The 15,268-nt window shown below is 62.5% G+C and carries 15 protein-coding genes; 5 read left to right on the top strand and 10 right to left on the bottom strand.

Features of this window, described 5'->3' with window-relative positions; genetic code table 11:
• Nucleotides 1-153: 153 nt before the first annotated feature.
• Nucleotides 154-1,086, bottom strand: coding sequence for an alpha/beta hydrolase (locus tag N7568_RS07190; protein ID WP_261609208.1), 933 nt, complete (start codon nucleotides 1,084-1,086; stop codon nucleotides 154-156).
• Nucleotides 1,087-1,321: 235 nt separating this feature from the next.
• Here N7568_RS07190 and N7568_RS07185 point away from each other — a divergent pair, with 235 nt between their 5' ends.
• Both N7568_RS07185 and N7568_RS07180 read left to right on the top strand, forming a co-directional pair.
• Complete coding sequence (locus N7568_RS07185; RefSeq protein WP_261609207.1) at nucleotides 1,322-1,903, top strand: DUF1349 domain-containing protein; 582 nt, start codon at nucleotides 1,322-1,324, stop codon at nucleotides 1,901-1,903.
• Between the two features lie 173 nt (nucleotides 1,904-2,076).
• Entirely contained in the window at nucleotides 2,077-2,538 is a 462-nt protein-coding gene (locus tag N7568_RS07180) for a hypothetical protein (protein WP_261609206.1), read from the top strand.
• A 90-nt stretch (nucleotides 2,539-2,628) separates the two neighbouring features.
• Here N7568_RS07180 and N7568_RS07175 read toward each other — a convergent pair whose 3' ends face one another.
• On the bottom strand, nucleotides 2,629-3,954 hold the full coding sequence (locus tag N7568_RS07175; RefSeq protein WP_261609205.1) for a D-glucuronyl C5-epimerase family protein: 1,326 nt from the start codon (nucleotides 3,952-3,954) through the stop codon (nucleotides 2,629-2,631).
• A 300-nt stretch (nucleotides 3,955-4,254) separates the two neighbouring features.
• Here N7568_RS07175 and N7568_RS07170 point away from each other — a divergent pair, with 300 nt between their 5' ends.
• Entirely contained in the window at nucleotides 4,255-4,662 is a 408-nt protein-coding gene (locus N7568_RS07170; RefSeq protein ID WP_261609204.1) for a MarR family transcriptional regulator, read from the top strand.
• On the opposite strand, the gene N7568_RS07165 is transcribed toward N7568_RS07170, so the two are convergent.
• Nucleotides 4,659-6,122, bottom strand: coding sequence for a protein adenylyltransferase SelO (locus N7568_RS07165; RefSeq protein ID WP_261609203.1), 1,464 nt, complete (start codon nucleotides 6,120-6,122; stop codon nucleotides 4,659-4,661). The two genes, N7568_RS07170 and N7568_RS07165, sit on opposite strands and share 4 nt — an antisense overlap.
• A 126-nt stretch (nucleotides 6,123-6,248) precedes the next feature.
• Here N7568_RS07165 and N7568_RS07160 point away from each other — a divergent pair, with 126 nt between their 5' ends.
• Nucleotides 6,249-7,421, top strand: coding sequence for a hypothetical protein (locus N7568_RS07160; protein WP_261609202.1), 1,173 nt, complete (start codon nucleotides 6,249-6,251; stop codon nucleotides 7,419-7,421).
• A 16-nt stretch (nucleotides 7,422-7,437) separates the two neighbouring features.
• Here N7568_RS07160 and N7568_RS07155 read toward each other — a convergent pair whose 3' ends face one another.
• From N7568_RS07155 to paaA, 7 genes are read right to left on the bottom strand one after another with little or no spacing between them, the layout of a single operon-like run.
• Nucleotides 7,438-8,382, bottom strand: coding sequence for a lipid kinase (locus N7568_RS07155; protein ID WP_261609201.1), 945 nt, complete (start codon nucleotides 8,380-8,382; stop codon nucleotides 7,438-7,440).
• 41 nt (nucleotides 8,383-8,423) lie between these two features.
• Nucleotides 8,424-9,203 carry an enoyl-CoA hydratase/isomerase family protein gene (locus N7568_RS07150; protein WP_261609200.1) on the bottom strand — a complete coding sequence of 260 codons (780 nt, stop codon included), beginning with the start codon at nucleotides 9,201-9,203 and terminating at the stop codon, nucleotides 8,424-8,426.
• Nucleotides 9,204-9,211: 8 nt separating this feature from the next.
• Nucleotides 9,212-10,417 carry a 1,2-phenylacetyl-CoA epoxidase subunit PaaE gene (gene paaE / locus N7568_RS07145; protein ID WP_261609199.1) on the bottom strand — a complete coding sequence of 402 codons (1,206 nt, stop codon included), beginning with the start codon at nucleotides 10,415-10,417 and terminating at the stop codon, nucleotides 9,212-9,214.
• 8 nt (nucleotides 10,418-10,425) lie between these two features.
• On the bottom strand, nucleotides 10,426-10,983 hold the full coding sequence (paaD, locus tag N7568_RS07140; RefSeq protein WP_261609198.1) for a 1,2-phenylacetyl-CoA epoxidase subunit PaaD: 558 nt from the start codon (nucleotides 10,981-10,983) through the stop codon (nucleotides 10,426-10,428).
• A 5-nt stretch (nucleotides 10,984-10,988) separates the two neighbouring features.
• Entirely contained in the window at nucleotides 10,989-11,906 is a 918-nt protein-coding gene (gene paaC / locus N7568_RS07135; protein WP_261609197.1) for a 1,2-phenylacetyl-CoA epoxidase subunit PaaC, read from the bottom strand.
• Entirely contained in the window at nucleotides 11,903-12,280 is a 378-nt protein-coding gene (gene paaB / locus N7568_RS07130; protein ID WP_144650647.1) for a 1,2-phenylacetyl-CoA epoxidase subunit PaaB, read from the bottom strand. Before paaB ends, paaC begins: the two co-directional genes overlap by 4 nt.
• Nucleotides 12,280-13,275, bottom strand: coding sequence for a 1,2-phenylacetyl-CoA epoxidase subunit PaaA (gene paaA / locus N7568_RS07125; RefSeq protein ID WP_261609196.1), 996 nt, complete (start codon nucleotides 13,273-13,275; stop codon nucleotides 12,280-12,282). Before paaA ends, paaB begins: the two co-directional genes overlap by 1 nt.
• A gap of 224 nt (nucleotides 13,276-13,499) precedes the next feature.
• On the opposite strand from paaA, the gene N7568_RS07120 reads away from it, so the two are divergent.
• On the top strand, nucleotides 13,500-15,158 hold the full coding sequence (locus N7568_RS07120) for an alkaline phosphatase D family protein (RefSeq protein WP_261609195.1): 1,659 nt from the start codon (nucleotides 13,500-13,502) through the stop codon (nucleotides 15,156-15,158).
• Nucleotides 15,159-15,268: the final 110 nt, after the last annotated feature.

The following is a 15,268-nucleotide window of genomic DNA, read 5'->3' as shown; positions in this document are numbered from 1 at the left end:
AATCCTTATGGTCTACCAATACGATCTTCTCGGACGCAGCGGATGGATTTGAGGATCCGCTAAAGCACACGCTGCATAAGCGCGCATGACGCTGTTAGTCCCCCCATAACTACAATTGGAGCGGCTCCGGCGAAGTAGTGCGTCTTTGTTGGCTTACCGGAAGCGGGCCGCCACCCAGCCCCGGAACCCGCCGGCGATCTCAGCCGCGTGGGTGTGATGGAGGTAGTGCTCGCCCGGGAGGGGCACCACGGTACCGTCCGTAACGCTCGCTGCTTGCCTCTGATGCAGCCCCAGCCATTCCGGATTCTTCGCATTCTCGGAGACCACAAAGAGAAGCAAGGGCAGATCTTTGGGGAACCCGGTCCCGAGTGCGCGCTCGAAGTTGGTGCGAATGTAGGTCATCTCGTTGAGATAGGTCTGGCTGATGGAGTTCCGGTTGGTCAGCATCTTCATCTGCTCCTGTGCGTGATCGGAGTACGCGTCGCTGTAGCCGTCACCGCCAATAGCCGCGAGGCGGAGAAGGCCCAGGCGTTTTGCCACGGACAGGAGTCCTGTGGGGAACTGCGTGTCCATGCCAGGTTGTCCGGGAACGCTCGAGTCGATGCCCACGAAGGCCGTCATCTCTTCCCGATAGCGGGCGGCGTACTCAATCCCATAGATACCGGCGATGGAGTGCCCCATCAGGGTGTATCGGTTTATGCGCAGTGCCTCAAGCGCCCCATGGACCTCCTGCACGATGTTCTCCGTGGTCCGCTCCCGATCCGTGCCATCGCTCAGACCGTATCCAAACGGTTCCACCACAATCACGCGATGATCCGTGGCGAGGTCCCGGACCAGTGGCGCAAAATCTAGGACGGGGGAAGAGGTACCAAATCCCGGCAAGAGCACGATGTTCTCCCCGGCTCCGCTTACGAAGACGTTCATCTGACCGCCGTCAACGTCCACCCGCTGGCCGTAGGATTCAATCCGGTGACTCTCGGACTCACTCGCGACCACATCCACCACAGTGGTGGTAGCCAGTCCTACCGCGAGCACGGCTCCGACGGCGGTCACCGCCACGAGCAATTTCTTAACTGACCTCTTCAACCATGCCTCTCCAGAGCACACGGTGTACTCTCCATCCAGCCTCGCCTTTTGCAGCGCCGGACGCGTCACCCCCAGGTGTTCACTTGCGTACTACTTGCGTACTACTTTCGTAGTACGTGGGTATCGTGTCCTAGGCAGCGGGGAAGAACTTGGCGTGTTGAACTGTGGGAGCCAGCGCCGAGGACGCTGGAGCCCCATGCACCAGGACCCTATCCATCCAAACTCGAGGAGCCCTGTGATCACTGACATTCCCTGGAACCGAGGCGAATGGACCAACCAGCCAGCCGCCGTCGTGGAGCACGCAGGTGACCTGCTGGTGACTGCAGCCGAAAGCAGCGACGCTTGGCGCATCACGTCCTACGGCTTCATTCACGACACCGAACATGCGCTGCTTGCCCCCTTTACCCAGGACAGCGCCATGGAGGTTGAGTTCACTGCCGCGTTCTCCCAACAGTTCGACCAAGCGGGCATCTTCGTCCGCGTCAGCGCCGAGCATTGGATCAAAGCGGGCGTCGAATTCGTCGACGGCGCCGCTCAACTGGGCGCGGTGGTCACGGACCGCTTCTCTGACTGGTCCTTGGCGCCTGTCCCTGAATGGACCGGCGGACGGGTCCGGATGCGGGTAAGCCGCTCGGGCGACGCCCTCACCATCCGGGCCGCTTCAGGCGACGACCAACTCCAGCTGGTCCGAGTTGTGCCTTTGGCCGCTGGGTTGGCCGCAGTCGCCGGACCGTTCACGTGCGCGCCAACACGCGCAGGGTTGACCGTACCCTTTCACTCCTGGCGGGCTACGCCAGCGGACAGCCAACTCCACTGATTCCGTAGAGGGAACAGCCCGTGAGTCCCCGCCGTTCATGAGAATATTGAGTTTTCTGCGGCCTGCCATTGCAGTGCTGCAACTCAGTCGGCTCCGTAACAAGCCTTTGGGGGCACATCACGGTGGAAGATACTGCGAGTCTTTGGCGCACTGACCCAACGACGTTCCGCGACGTGGCGATCAATCGCCAAGCCGTGGAAGCTGCATTGGGAGGCGAGTGTCCTCCCGTGGAGCGCATCCGGTACTTGGCGCTTCCGGGCCGGGTCACTGAAGCCCTCGACGAAGGCTACAAACTGCTACCCACGGCGCCTGACCGTCGGGAGCTGTTACTGATACTTGCGCAGGTCCATCAACGTCAGCACCGATGGCACGATGCCGCCGTACTCCACGAAAAGGCCATCCGAACAGTCCGGTCACCGGACGAGGAGGCCTACGTTCGCCACCACATTGGCCGGCGGCTTTTCGACGAAGCCCGTTTCCGTGCCGCTGCCGATGAATTTCAGTGGGCAGCGGACCTCTACCGGGTCGCCGGCCACCCTGGACTTGCCGAAGAGAACCGCCAAGCCATGAGGCACGCCCTGCAGGTGCACGGTAACGAGCGAGGCTTGGGACGTTTGGCGTTCGAGCCTTCCTGAGGCCTGTCCCTCATCTGCGGCCCGGTAGTCACTACCGGGGACCGGACCAGCCGATAAAGCAATGTAGCGGGGAACTTCAGTCTCCTCTCGCTACTTGTGTTTATGCATATCGAAGCGCTCCAGCATCAGACGTTCATCTTGGTACGCCGGGTGTTCAGCCCAAAGTGACGGCGCATGCCGCCATTTATCGAGGTAGTAACTCAGCAATTCGCTGCGCGACTGCTCCACGATCTTAGTGAGCGTGTCGATGTGAATGTAGTGGTAGACGTTGAACTGCCGCCCGGTAAGTTTCTTGGAGAAATTGGTTGGGTGGGCAACCATCTCCGCAGCAATCCAGGGCACAGTGACCTCAAGAAGGTTTTCACCGGGCAGCAGGTCGAACTCTTGAAGGTGCTTCTGGCCAGTCACTTTCGGAACACTCCCGAACGGGTTGTACGACGTCTCCCCGATAGCAACCCTGACTTGCGCTGCACGTTCAGCCCTGACCTTCAGCAATAGCCTGTTGGGTGATGGCCACGAGAACCTGCTTAAACGAACCTTGACTCGCCCCGACTTGCCGTCTCGAATGGCCAAAGGGCCAGCCTTCAGCGCCTCTCCTGCCTGGTCGCCCTCCACGTTTGCAGAAAAAACGCCGGCCGATGGAACGACTACCTGGCAGTCCGTAACTTCCAGGGCTGAGCCTGCAGGCGTGAGCAGGAACGTTGCGTCGCCTTCGAGTTTGTAGCGGGAGTTGGCGAGCTCAGGCACGTCGTACAGCCCGATAATGCCCTCCAGTCCCCGAACGGACTTGTTGAAGACGTCCCAGTCGCTGTCATCATTCGTGGCCTTTGCGACGTCCAACAAGATGCACGTTGCGGTGGTCCAACCGTTCAGGGTGCAGTTAGGGAAGGTCGCCGGGTACTCTTCAATAATGAGTCCGCCGTCACTGGTGTAACGCGCCACGCCCCCATCCTCTACAGGGATGGTCAAGCTTGTCAGGACAGCCTTCAGTGGCCCGCGGAACCGTTCGGTATCCGGGTGGGCGAGGAGCTTACTAAGAACGTCCACGTAACGGGACTGTGTGAGGCCGCTATACCATGTGCCCTTCTTGCTGGAGACCTTTGCCCGGTCCTCGTCGTAGTTAAAGACCAACCCGTCGTGCAAGGGCTCCATCATGGCAATTGATACGTCAGCGACCCGCATGGCAGCTTCGAGGAATATGGGGTCCTCGGTGAGCCCATACTGGATCAGGTAGTCAGTGATGACGTACGGGCCATAGATCGGGTGCGCCATGAGCACACCGTCAGTCCTGCGGCCGGGGTATCCGTTGGGAAGGAACTCTATTCGGTAGTAGTCCCAGATCGCTTTGCGCTCCTTGCGGAGCGAGGGCAAACCAACTTCTTGTTCGTTGGTTACGTAGGTATCCACTGTGCTCATGCCATCCCCAATTCGGCTAATTACCAGTGGCCCACTTTACCTCCTCGGGCGAGAAGCGCCGTCCCTATACAGCCGGTCACCATCACCACAACCACCAGCGTGATAACAAGCCACGCACGCCTGTGCGGTCGCGGGCTTCCAATCCCCCCTCCGGAGGGCGCCCAACACGAGTTCCGGCCGTCGCACGTGTACCGCAAAGGGGGGTGCCGAGTCGCGGCCAGCTCCAGCCCCGGTTGCACTCATGTAACCTAGTAAGCAAGCTGACTATTTGGGGAAAGCCTGGGTGCCTGAATGCCTGACATGGACCGATGGCCAACCAGCCGGCTGCTGTCCGCGGCGGCGCGGCTCGTGGAGCTGGCTTGGAACGAGAAGCTGCGACCCCTTGGGCTGACGTATCCGGCAGTCCTCACCCTTGATACCGTGGCAACGGCAGGGCCCATCACGCCAGGGAAGCTCGCCCAGAGCGTCCGTGTCCAAGCCCAAACCATGGGCGCCCTTCTGGCCCGGCTTGAATCCCGGGGCTACATTCTCCGTCAGCCCAATCGCTTCGACCGCGGCAGCCAACTGGTATCGATTACCGACCCAGGCATGGCGCTGCTGGAACAATCGCACCTCCAGGAGAACCTTGTGCTGTCGGCAATCAAGCTGGACTCCGGGGACCTGCGCGATGAACTTCTGGCGATCGTGCGTCACACACCTTTCGTCTAGGTGCCGCAGAAGGTCCGGTAAGGACCGAAACTCTCCGGCGCGGGCTCGGCGTACCTTTCCAGGCCCGGGCGTTCGCTGAACGGGTCCGACACCGCTGCCAGCAACCGCTCGGCCGGGCCGATGTCGCCCTCTGTTGCGGCAGAAAGGGCCTCTTCCACCAGATGGTTGCGTGGGATATAAATCGGGTTGACCCTGTCCATCGCATCGGCATCCGGTTCCAGCGAGCGCCAACGTTCCAGCCACGCGTCGAACGCTGCCAGGTCAAGAATCGTGCCGCGGGCGGGTTCGACCCGCCCACGGGCCGCTTTGCCAAGGCTGCGGAAAAACGAGGTGTAGTCTGCCCGCGACTCCTGGACCATCTCAAGCAGGTCATCCACCACAGGTGAGGCAACGCCGTCGTCAATCCCCTCAGACAGCCCAAGCTTGGCTTTCATACCGCTGAACCAAGTGGCGCTGTACTGCTGGCGGAACCCGCTCAGCGCCTCAACTGCAAGGGCTACTGCCTGCTCCTCATCCTGGTGGATAAGCGGGGCAAGGGACTCGGCGAAGCGGGCAAGGTTCCACTCGGCCACCAGCGGCTGGTTTCGGTAGGCATAGCGTCCTTGTTCATCAATGGAGCTGTAGACCGCACCGGGATCGAATCCGTCCATAAAGGCGCATGGGCCATAGTCGATGGTTTCGCCAGAGACGGTCATGTTGTCCGTATTCATGACCCCGTGCACGAATCCGACCAGCATCCATTGGGCCACAAGTGTCGCTTGGACTGATATGACGCTCTTGAGAAGTGCGAGGTAGCGATTGGCTTCCCCGGCCGCCGACGCGTGGTGACGTTCGATTGCGTGATCAGCAAGTCGGCGCAGGAGATCCATGTCATTAGTGGCCCTGGCATATTGGAAACTGCCCACGCGCAAGTGGCTGCTGGCCACCCTGGTCAGGACAGCTCCCGGCAGGAGGGTCTCCCGTTGAACCTGAAGCCCTGTGCCGACCACCGCAAGGCTCCTGGTGGTGGGAATGCCCAGGGCATGCATCGATTCACTCACAAGGTACTCGCGCAGCATCGGTCCAACCGCTGCCTGGCCGTCACCGTTCCGGGCAAACGGGGTGCGTCCTGAGCCTTTGAGGTGGATGTCGCGCAGCGTCCCGTCATCGCTGGCGATCTCACCCAACAAGAGGGCCCGCCCATCGCCTAATCGGGGTGAGTACCAGCCAAACTGGTGACCTGAGTATGCCTGCGCCACCGGAGTGGCTTCCTCCGGGAGGGCATTACCGATCAGCATCCGGATGCCCTCCGGGCTCCGAAGAAAATCAGGATCAAAGCCAAGCTCGACGGCGAGTGGCTGGTTAAGTGCCAGAAGCTGCGGATCTGCCGCCTCCTCCGCCCGCCAAGGAATGGCCAACTCCGGGAAGTCCCGGGCGAAAACCCTCTCAAACGCGATGGTGGAACGCGCTACGTCACTCATCATCCAAGGATACCGATGCGGTCCAAGCGCTGCCCGAACCCGGTGGGCTAGCATGTGAAGCACTGCCTGCGGGCGGGGATCCATTGGGGGCGGTTTCCGCCAAGAAATCTTAAGAGGCACTACTTCGTGAGTTCGTTGGCGCAAGCACGTCCATTTTCAGCCAAGCCCGGCTGGGCCGTCGGATGCGCAGCCGTGTCCGTTGCGGCCTTCATCGGTGCCCTTGCACTCCTTTTCAGCAACGCGTACTACCTGCCCTGGGCTGGACCTACGCACCTCATACTCTCGGGATTCGTCGGCCCGCTGGCAGCGACCATTTCCGCCGTCGTGCTTTTGCGTCGCGCCGGGCGGCTACCTGCGCGAGTCGCCCTCTTCACATCGGCCGGTGCTGTGCCTGCATGGGCCTTGGCGGTGACGACGGCGGCAAGCTGGTCTGTGCGTTTTGACGAGGCCGACACTGGCCAGGGCTTTGGCTGGTTCGGCTCATCGATGCTTGTGTTCATGATCCTGGGTTGGATTGCCGGGACAGTGTGCTTGGCGGTTCCGTTCGGCTCCTTGCTGGCCAGCCAACGTTCGCTTCCGATCCGCGTTCTGCAAGCCGTTCTCTTGGCCGCACCCACGGCGCTCATTCTCGGAGCCCTCATGCTGATGCCCCCGATGGTTGGCGCTTTGGGATCCGTTGTGCTGCTCATCGTTGCCCTTCGACAGGAAGGTCCGGCCCCTTCGCAGGCCACAGCAGTGGTGGCCGGTGGTCCAGCTGTGCAGCTGAAACTTCGTACTGTTGCCGTAGCGGCGTTTGCCTTGCTAATAGTTGGCCTCGCCTGCGCCGCTTTTGCGCTGACGGGAAGTAGCTGGGCGCCCGCAGTCACCGATGCCACCCATGCCATGAACCTGGGTCTGGCCTTCGGCGCCTTCGCAGGCATCCCCGTGCTGATGCTCGCCGGACGGGTCCTTGCCTCACGCCTCGGAACCACCACCCCGTGGGCCATCCTTCTGGGATGTGCAGGTCTTGCCACGGAAGGCGCCGCGCAGCTCCTCGGAGCTGGACACCCATCGCAGTGGCCGGTTGTGGTTGCAGCGGCAGCACTTATGGGTTTCGCGATCGCACTGCCGTTCGGCCGACTGGTAGCCGGTGGGGTCTATGCCCGGATTGGCGTCATCATGGTGGTGGGTTTGGCAGCATCATCAGTGGGGCTCCCGTTGGTGGCCGTGTCAGCCTTCCTGGCGCCACTCGGCTCGGGCATTCTCCTGGTATGGGCCTGGCGGTCCGGCCGGGCGGAGCGCCAGCCTCGGCACAGGTAGCCTGTGCAGCGTTGGGTTACTGCCGCATCGGTCCATCGAGCGAGGCGCTGTTGCTGCTCTGGGGCACCATGACGTGGACGGCGTTGCGCTGAACACTGAATTCGGTGGGAGTTACCGCCGCGATTTCGCCATCGAGGTTCACGGACATCGGCGGTTCCGTGACCAAACGGACTCTTCGGGTCGCCAGGTGGTGCACCCGATCGTGATCGATAAAGCTGCCGTCCTTGAGTAACCGTGCAATCTTGAAATGCTCTTTAAGCGGTGCCGCCAGGATCGCGTAGATGTCCAAGGTGTGATCGTCGATCCCCGCCATCGGAGCAACCATGTTGCCGCCGCCGTAGTGCTTGCCGTTGCCCACTGCCACCTGAAGCACGTGATCAAGGTCCATCGGCTCATGATCGCCGTCCGGGAATTCCAGCCGTGCCCGGAAAGGTCGATGCCGGGCGTAAGCCCGCACCGTGGCAATGCCGTAGGCCAAAGGCCCAATGTGTCGCTTCAGGCGGGGACTAAGAGCCTCCGTGACGCCCACCGAAAGCCCCACCGACGCGACGTTGAGGAAGGGCTCGCCATTGGCCCGCCCGAGGTCGATGTCCACCACCTTCCCGTCCGCGATAACGGCACAGGCCTCAGGGAGCCCGCTCGGTATCTCAAGCGTTCGGGCCAGATCATTGGCGGTACCCAACGGAAGGACGCCGAGTATGACGTCAGTCCCGGCAAGGAGTCCGGCGGCAGAGGTCACGGTGCCGTCACCGCCACCCACAACTACCAGGTCATGCCCCTCGGAAATCACTTGGCGCAGCGCCTGGAACAATCCCTCGCCCGACGTCACCGGATGAACGGAACGGACCGGCACGCCTGACTTCTTCATTGCGTCCACGGCCAGTTGGCTCGCTGCGGCCCCTCGACGTGATGCCGCATTAATCACCACGGCAGCTGAGCGCACTTGTTGGGGAGCCATCATGTGACCAATGCTAGGCCCAACTACCTTGGAGGAACCTGCGGCTACCCCTTGAAAACCGGCGCCCGCTTCTCCTGGAACGCCCGGAAGCCCTCCGCGTAGTCGTCCGTCTTGCACAACCGGGCCTGCTCGGCGTTCTCCTCGGCCATGGAGGCCCACAAGCCCAACCGCTGGTCGCGGATGTGGGCCACCAGCTCCTTCGAAGTGTTGAAAGCTTCGGTCGCCCCGACAGCCACACGGGAAACGATGGCCCGCGTCTCATCCACCAAAACATCTGCAGGCATCGCGCGGCTGAACATTCCCTGCGCCACGGCCTCCGCCCCGGAAATGAGGTCGGCCGTGTAGATCAGGTCCAACGTGCGGTGCATGCCGAGCCGTTCCGTGAAGTACCAGTGCCCACCGGAATCCAGCGTTGCGCCAAGCTTGGCGAAAGGAGAACCGAACTTGGCGTTCTCCGCCACGTACACAACGTCGGTGGCCAGCAGCAGCCCCAGCCCAACGCCCAAACACGCGCCATGTGCGGCAGCGAAAGTGGGAGCCGGGAACGCAGCCATCTTCTTCAGCAGCGGCTCCACCAACCCACCGAGGTACGCCTGTGCATCGTCGGTTTCAGGTGTCACTGCGGCGATGTCCCGGCCGGCGCAGAAGGCACGTCCCTCACCGCGAAGCAGCAGCGCCCGCACCTCACCGCGTGCGGCGGCGGCAGCAGCGTCGTCGTACGCCTGATCCAGTTCGGCAAGCGCGTCCTCGTTGAGCGAGTTCAGCTTTTCGGGGCCATTGAGGACAATTTCGGCAATGCCGTTGGCAATGGAGAGCTCGATCATGGGACTCCTTAGACGTCGAAGTCGACGGTAACTTCTTCGCTGGTGGGGTGGGACTGGCAGGTGAGGACGTAGCCCTTGTCCAGCTCGTCCTGTTCAAGGGCGTAGTTCTCATCCATGGTCACCGTACCGGTGATCAACTTGGCGCGGCAGGTGCCGCAGACGCCACCGGCGCACGCGAACGGAACGTCCGGGCGAACGCGCAATGCCGCGTTGAGGATGGATTCGCGGGCATGGGTGGGGCTGGCGACGTCGCCGGTCAGCCCGTCCAGCGTAAAGGTGATCTTGTACGTATCCTGCGACTCGTCCGCCACCACGGGACGGCCGGCGTTGCCCTCGGGACGGTCCGGACGGCCAGTGGTGAAAAGCTCGAAGCGGACATGCTCGGGTTCCACGCCGCGGGCTGCGAGAGTGTCGCGGCACAGCTGGACCAGTTCGAACGGTCCGCACAGGAACCACTCGTCCACATCCTCGGCACGGATGGCACTGCTGAGCAGCGCCTGCAGCTTCTCGGAATCAATACGCCCGGTCATCAGCGGCGCAATGCGCTGTTCGCGGGACAGCACATGGTGCAGCGCCAGGCGCGATGGATACTTGTCTTTCAGGTCCGCCAACTCTTCCAGGAACATGACGTCCATGGCTGCTTTGTTGGCGTAAACGAGGTCGAACGTGGTTTCCGGGTTGGCGGCCAGCAGCGTTCGCGCAATCGCGATCACCGGGGTGATGCCCGAACCAGCGGCGATCGCCACGAAATTGCCGGGCTCCCCCGCCAATTCCTCAGGGTGGTTCATGGAGTTCATGACGTTGTGCTGGACGGACAAACCGTCTTTGCCGTGCCGCGAAATGAACGCGCCCTGCGGGCTCATGACATCCAGGACGTCGCCGGCTTTCAGCTCGGCATTGGCCCACGTGGAGAAGAGTCCGCCCAGGTCCTTTTTGATGGCCACCCGGATCTCGCTGCTGCCGTCCTCGAAACTGCGCGGCTCTGCGCAAATCGAGTAACTGCGGCGGACCTCGTGCGGCTCACCGTTCTCGTCCGGCAGCGAGGTGCGCAAGGCCACGTACTGACCGGGAAGGTAGTCGTACTGCCCGGCCAGCTCGGCGGGAACACCGAACGTGACCTCGATGGCATCGTCCGTCAGGCGCCGGACTTCCGAGACGGTCAGGTTATGGAAAGACGCACGACGGCGGCTGGCCGTCTGGGTTTCGGTGGTCATGGAATTCCTTAGAGGACTTTGAAGTAGTCGAACGGTTCCTTGCAGTCCTGGCAGACGAACAGCGCCTTGCAGGATGTGGAACCAAAGCGGGTGAGTTCCTTGGTGTTCAACGACGAACACTGCGGGCATTTCACGGCCAGGCTCAAGCGGACAGGACCCGAGTGGCCACCTGCGGCAGCCATGCCACTGGGCGGAGCGATCCCGTATTCCTCCAGCTTGGCCTTGCCGGATTCGGTCATCCAGTCAGTGGTCCACGCCGGCGACAACACCAGGTTGATGTGCACGCTCGCGTAGCCCTCCTTTTCGAACGCCGTCCGCAGGTCGTCGCCAATGGCGTCCATCGCCGGGCAGCCCGAGTAGGTGGGCGTGATGGTGACCTCGACGGCGGTACTTGAGGCACCGTCGTCGTGCGTGTCTGCCACTTGGGACGGGAAGACGCGCACGCCGCGCAGGATCCCCAAGTCCTCGATGGTGAGCACCGGGATCTCCGGATCGCAGACTGTGGACGCGATGTCCCAGGCCCGCTGCTCTTCAGTCGGTGCCTGCGTCCGTGACAGGGCCGTCATGATGGTCACCAGCTCGCGCCGGGATGTTCGCGGGCCAAAACCTGCATTTCAGCGAGGATGTACCCCAGGAATTCCGAGTGCTTGCCGCGGCGACCGCCACCCAATGACTGCGGGACACCGGGGATGTCCAGTTCCGCCTGCGCCATGATCCCGCCGGTGAGGTGGTCGAACTCCTCGCGAAGGCTGGAGGGCTGGACTGTCACGCCGGCCTCGGCCAGGCGGGTGGTCAGCTCGTCGTCTTCAAAGAGTTCATCGACATACGGCCACACAAGCTTGAAGCCCTGGATGATGCGGTCCCGGGACTCGTCCGTTCCGCCGGCCAGGCGAAGTACCCACTGGGCGCTGTGGTCGCGGTGGTAATCCACTTCCTTGACGGCCTTCGCGGAGATGGCGGCCAAGGTGGCGTCGGTGGACTCCATGAGCTTCGTGTAGAGCTCGAACTGGTAGAAGCTCACGATGAACTGCCGGGCGATGGTCACTGCGAAGTCGCCGTTGGGCTGCTCAAAGAGGTGCGCTGAGCGGAACTCGTGCTCGCGGCGGAAGTACGCGAGGTCGTCCTCGGACTTGCCCCAAGCAGCACCGGCGTAGGTCAGGAAGGAACGCGCGTGGCCCAGCTGGTCCAGCGCGATGTTGCCGAGGGCGATGTCTTCCTCAAGCTCGGGAGCACGGGAAATCCAGTGGCCCAGGCGCTGGGCGAGGATCAGGCCGTCGTCGCCGATGCGCAGGGCGAACTCCGCAACATCCTCGCTGGGCTTGACCTGTCCGCGGCTGATTTCCAGCGCGATGTCCTCGGGACGCAACGCGTTGCCCGGCGTGATGCGGGTGGCACTGGCCGAACCGTCGCCGGAAGCTCCCGCGCCGTGGACTCCAACGGAAATGTCGCCGTGGCCGTCAATGGCGAAGTCAGTGTCTTTGGTAGTCACAGGTGCTTCACGCCTTCGCTCTTGGTGTAATACGTGGCATGGCGGTAATCCTTGCCCTGCGGGGACTCAAAGAAGGAACCCTTGGAATCGGGATCGCTGGAGGAAATCGCCTCGGCAGGGACCACCCAGATGGAGACGCCTTCATTGCGGCGCGTGTACAGGTCGCGGGCATTCCGGAGGGCCATGGCGGCGTCCGGTGCGTGCAATGAACCGGCATGCACGTGGGAGAGGCCGCGGCTGGACCGGACGAAAACCTCCCAAAGGGACCAAGGGGATTCCTGGTGCTCTTCAGTGGTGGCCGCTACCTTGGGGGCTTCGCGGTTGATCTCGCTGGCGGCGCTGCCAGGTGCTTCCGGGTTTCCGTGGGGAGCCATTATGCTGCGTTCTCTTTCTGTGCTTGCTTGCGGGCGTAGGCCACTGCTGCTTCGCGAACCCAGGCACCGTTTTCGTGTGCTTCACGGCGGCGCTCAACGCGCTGCGAGTTACAGGGACCGCGACCGGCCAGGACTTCCTTGAACTCATTCCAGTCCAGGGGTCCGTGCTCCCACTTCTTGGTTTCTTCGTTGAAACGGACGTCCTTGTCCGGCAAGGTCAGGCCGAGGACCCGGACCTGCTCAACCATCATGCCGACGAACCTGCTGCGCAGCTCGTCGTTGCTGAAGCGCTTGATGTTCCATGCCATGGACTGCTTGGAGTTGGGTGAATCGTCATCCGGCGGGCCGAACATCATCAGCGACGGCGCGTACCAGCGGTTCACTGCATCCTGGGCCATCTGCTTCTGCGCAGGCGTGCCGTTGGAGAGCTCCAGCAGGATCTCGAAACCCTGACGCTGGTGGAACGACTCTTCCTTGCAGATGCGCACCATTGCGCGGCCGTAAGGACCATATGAGGCACGGCATAGGGGCACCTGGTTGCAGATGGCAGCACCATCAACAAGCCAGCCAATGGCTCCCATGTCCGCCCAGGAAATCGTGGGGTAGTTGAAGATGGACGAGTACCGGGCCTTGCCGGCAATGAGGTCTTCCATCATCTGGTCCCGGGACTGGCCCAGGGTCTCGGCGGCCGAGTACAGGTACAGGCCATGGCCGGCCTCGTCCTGAACCTTGGCCATGAGGATGGATTTGCGCTTCAGGCTCGGCGCCCTGGTGATCCAGTTGGCTTCCGGCTGCATGCCGATGATTTCCGAGTGGGCGTGCTGCGAGATCTGGCGCAGCAGAGTCTTGCGGTATGCCGCCGGCATCCAGTCGCGCGGCTCGATGCGTGAGTCCTCCGAAATGATGCGATCAAAATACGCCTGTCCGGCTGCCTCCCGCTCCTGCTCCTCCGGGGACAGCTCAGCGGGCACTGACTGCAGATTCTGCGATGCCATGGTTGCTCCTAATAAATTACCGACCGTTCGTTCAGAATATGCGGAGCGGACGTTTTCAGTCAAGCTTTTGGGCCGTCACGCAGATTCTGCTGGATCATTCCTCGCTGCCCGCCGGCAACCCCCGGCACCATGCGCCCGAGGAGGACGGCTCAACCGAATGATCCAGCAGAATCCTTCACCTCAGCCTCACTTTCCGTTCACGGTGGCCCATAAGAGTGGACTGCATGACTGACCTTTCGCGCCGCACTCTCGTCACGACATCCCTTGCCGGCATGGCCCTGACCGGCCTCGCCACCAGCGCCGCCCCCGCATCGGCCGCCCCCTCCGCCATCCCCCTGGTCCGAAAGCGACTCACTCTCTCCACCGGGATCGCGACCGGCGACGTCACCACCGACTCCGCCGTCCTCTGGTCCCGAGCCTCCGGACCCGGCCGACTCACGGCTTTGTTGCAGGCAGTGGACGACTCAGGCGAAATCCTCCGCGGACGTTACGGTTTCAGCCGCACCATCCGCGGCCCCTTGGCAACCGAGGCGAGTGACTTCACCGCGAAAATCCATGCCAAAGACCTCCCGGCCGGCACCCGTTTTGCGTTGGAACTGAACTTCGAAGACGAGAACGGCCCCGGCGAAGCAGTTCGCGGCACCTTCCGCACTGCGCCCGGTACCGGAAAGCACGACGGCGGGACTGAGGACGCGCTCGGAGGCGGCAGGCCGTCGTCGTCCTCGCAGTCCTTCGTCTGGACCGGCGATACCGCCGGTCAAGGCTGGGGCATCAACGAGGACCTCGGCGGCATGCGCGGCTACAAAGCCATGCACGCCACCAGGCCAGACTTCTTTATCCACTCCGGCGACACCATCTACGCCGACGGCCCCATCGCCGCAACCGTCACGGAGAAAGACGGCCAGGTGTGGCGGAACATCGTCACCGAAGAAGTGTCCAAAGTGGCCGAAACCCTCAAGGAATACCGGGGCCGCCACCGCTACAACTCCCTGGACGCCAACATGCGCGCCATGTTCGCCGACGTCCCGGTGATCGCGCAGTGGGACGACCACGAAACCACCAACAACTGGTACCCCGGCGAAATCCTGGACGACGCCCGCTACACCGAACGGAACGTCAACGTGCTGGCTGCGCGCGGCCGCCAGGCGTGGCAGGAAAACATGCCAATCGCCGACGCCGCGGCGCTGTGGCGCCCCGGAACGTTCGACGCCGGCCAGTACCAGCCCGCGCGCATCTACCGAAAGATCTCACGCGGCCCGCAACTGGACATCTTCTGCCTGGATATGAGGACCTTCAAGTCCCCCAACACCGACGGCAAGGAACCATACGCCACCAACATCCTGGGCCAGGAACAGGTGGACTGGCTGATCAAGGAAGTACGGAAATCCAAGGCGACGTGGAAAGTGATTGCCGCCGACCTGCCACTGGGGATCATCGTGCCTGACGGCGCCGTGAACCAGGAAAGCCTGGCCAACCGCGACCACGGAGCTCCCCTGGGCCGTGAACTGGAAATCGCCGGGGTGCTGAGCGCATTCAAGAAGTTCAGGGTTAAGAACACGGTGTGGCTGACCGCAGACGTGCACTACTGCGCCGCCCACCACTACTCCCCCGACCGGGCCTCGTTCACTGACTTTGATCCCTTCCATGAGTTCGTGGCCGGACCCATCAACGCCGGGTCGTTTGGGCCGAGTGAGATGGATGGGACGTTTGGTCCGGAGGTTCTCTTCGCAAAGGCCGGACGCTTCCCGGGTGAGTCACCCCGGGACGGCGAGAACCAGTACTTCGGGCACGTGGACCTGGCTGCCGACGGTTTGTTGACTGTGAGCCTCCGCAACGCTTTGGGCGCCGTGATCTACTCAAAAGAACTCCTCCCGGAGCGCTGACCCGACGAAATAGCAGATCAGGCCGGTACGAATCGTCAAAACACCCTGATCTGCTACACAGGTGGGGTTTTCGGCGTATGCTCTCCTCAGCGCAGGCAAGACGCGTTGTT

Origin of the sequence: Paenarthrobacter aurescens, from assembly GCF_025421775.1 — a bacterium.
In the GTDB taxonomy this organism is placed as follows: Bacteria; Actinomycetota; Actinomycetes; order Actinomycetales; family Micrococcaceae; genus Arthrobacter; species Arthrobacter aurescens_B.
Note: the sequence above shows the minus strand (reverse complement) of the source record. Positions and strands in the feature narration are given on the sequence as shown.

Bases quoted from the DNA above. Each gene is read 5' to 3' on its own strand.
- N7568_RS07175 (WP_261609205.1), bottom strand. From the start codon at position 3,954: ATGAGCACAGTGGATACCTACGTAACCAACGAACAAGAAGTTGGTTTG.
- N7568_RS07170 (WP_261609204.1), top strand. From the start codon at position 4,255: ATGGACCGATGGCCAACCAGCCGGCTGCTGTCCGCGGCGGCGCGGCTC.
- N7568_RS07165 (WP_261609203.1), bottom strand. From the start codon at position 6,122: ATGAGTGACGTAGCGCGTTCCACCATCGCGTTTGAGAGGGTTTTCGCC.
- N7568_RS07155 (WP_261609201.1), bottom strand. From the start codon at position 8,382: ATGATGGCTCCCCAACAAGTGCGCTCAGCTGCCGTGGTGATTAATGCG.
- N7568_RS07150 (WP_261609200.1), bottom strand. From the start codon at position 9,203: ATGATCGAGCTCTCCATTGCCAACGGCATTGCCGAAATTGTCCTCAAT.
- paaE (WP_261609199.1), bottom strand. From the start codon at position 10,417: ATGACCACCGAAACCCAGACGGCCAGCCGCCGTCGTGCGTCTTTCCAT.
- paaD (WP_261609198.1), bottom strand. From the start codon at position 10,983: ATGACGGCCCTGTCACGGACGCAGGCACCGACTGAAGAGCAGCGGGCC.
- paaB (WP_144650647.1), bottom strand. From the start codon at position 12,280: ATGGCTCCCCACGGAAACCCGGAAGCACCTGGCAGCGCCGCCAGCGAG.
- paaA (WP_261609196.1), bottom strand. From the start codon at position 13,275: ATGGCATCGCAGAATCTGCAGTCAGTGCCCGCTGAGCTGTCCCCGGAG.
- N7568_RS07120 (WP_261609195.1), top strand. From the start codon at position 13,500: ATGACTGACCTTTCGCGCCGCACTCTCGTCACGACATCCCTTGCCGGC.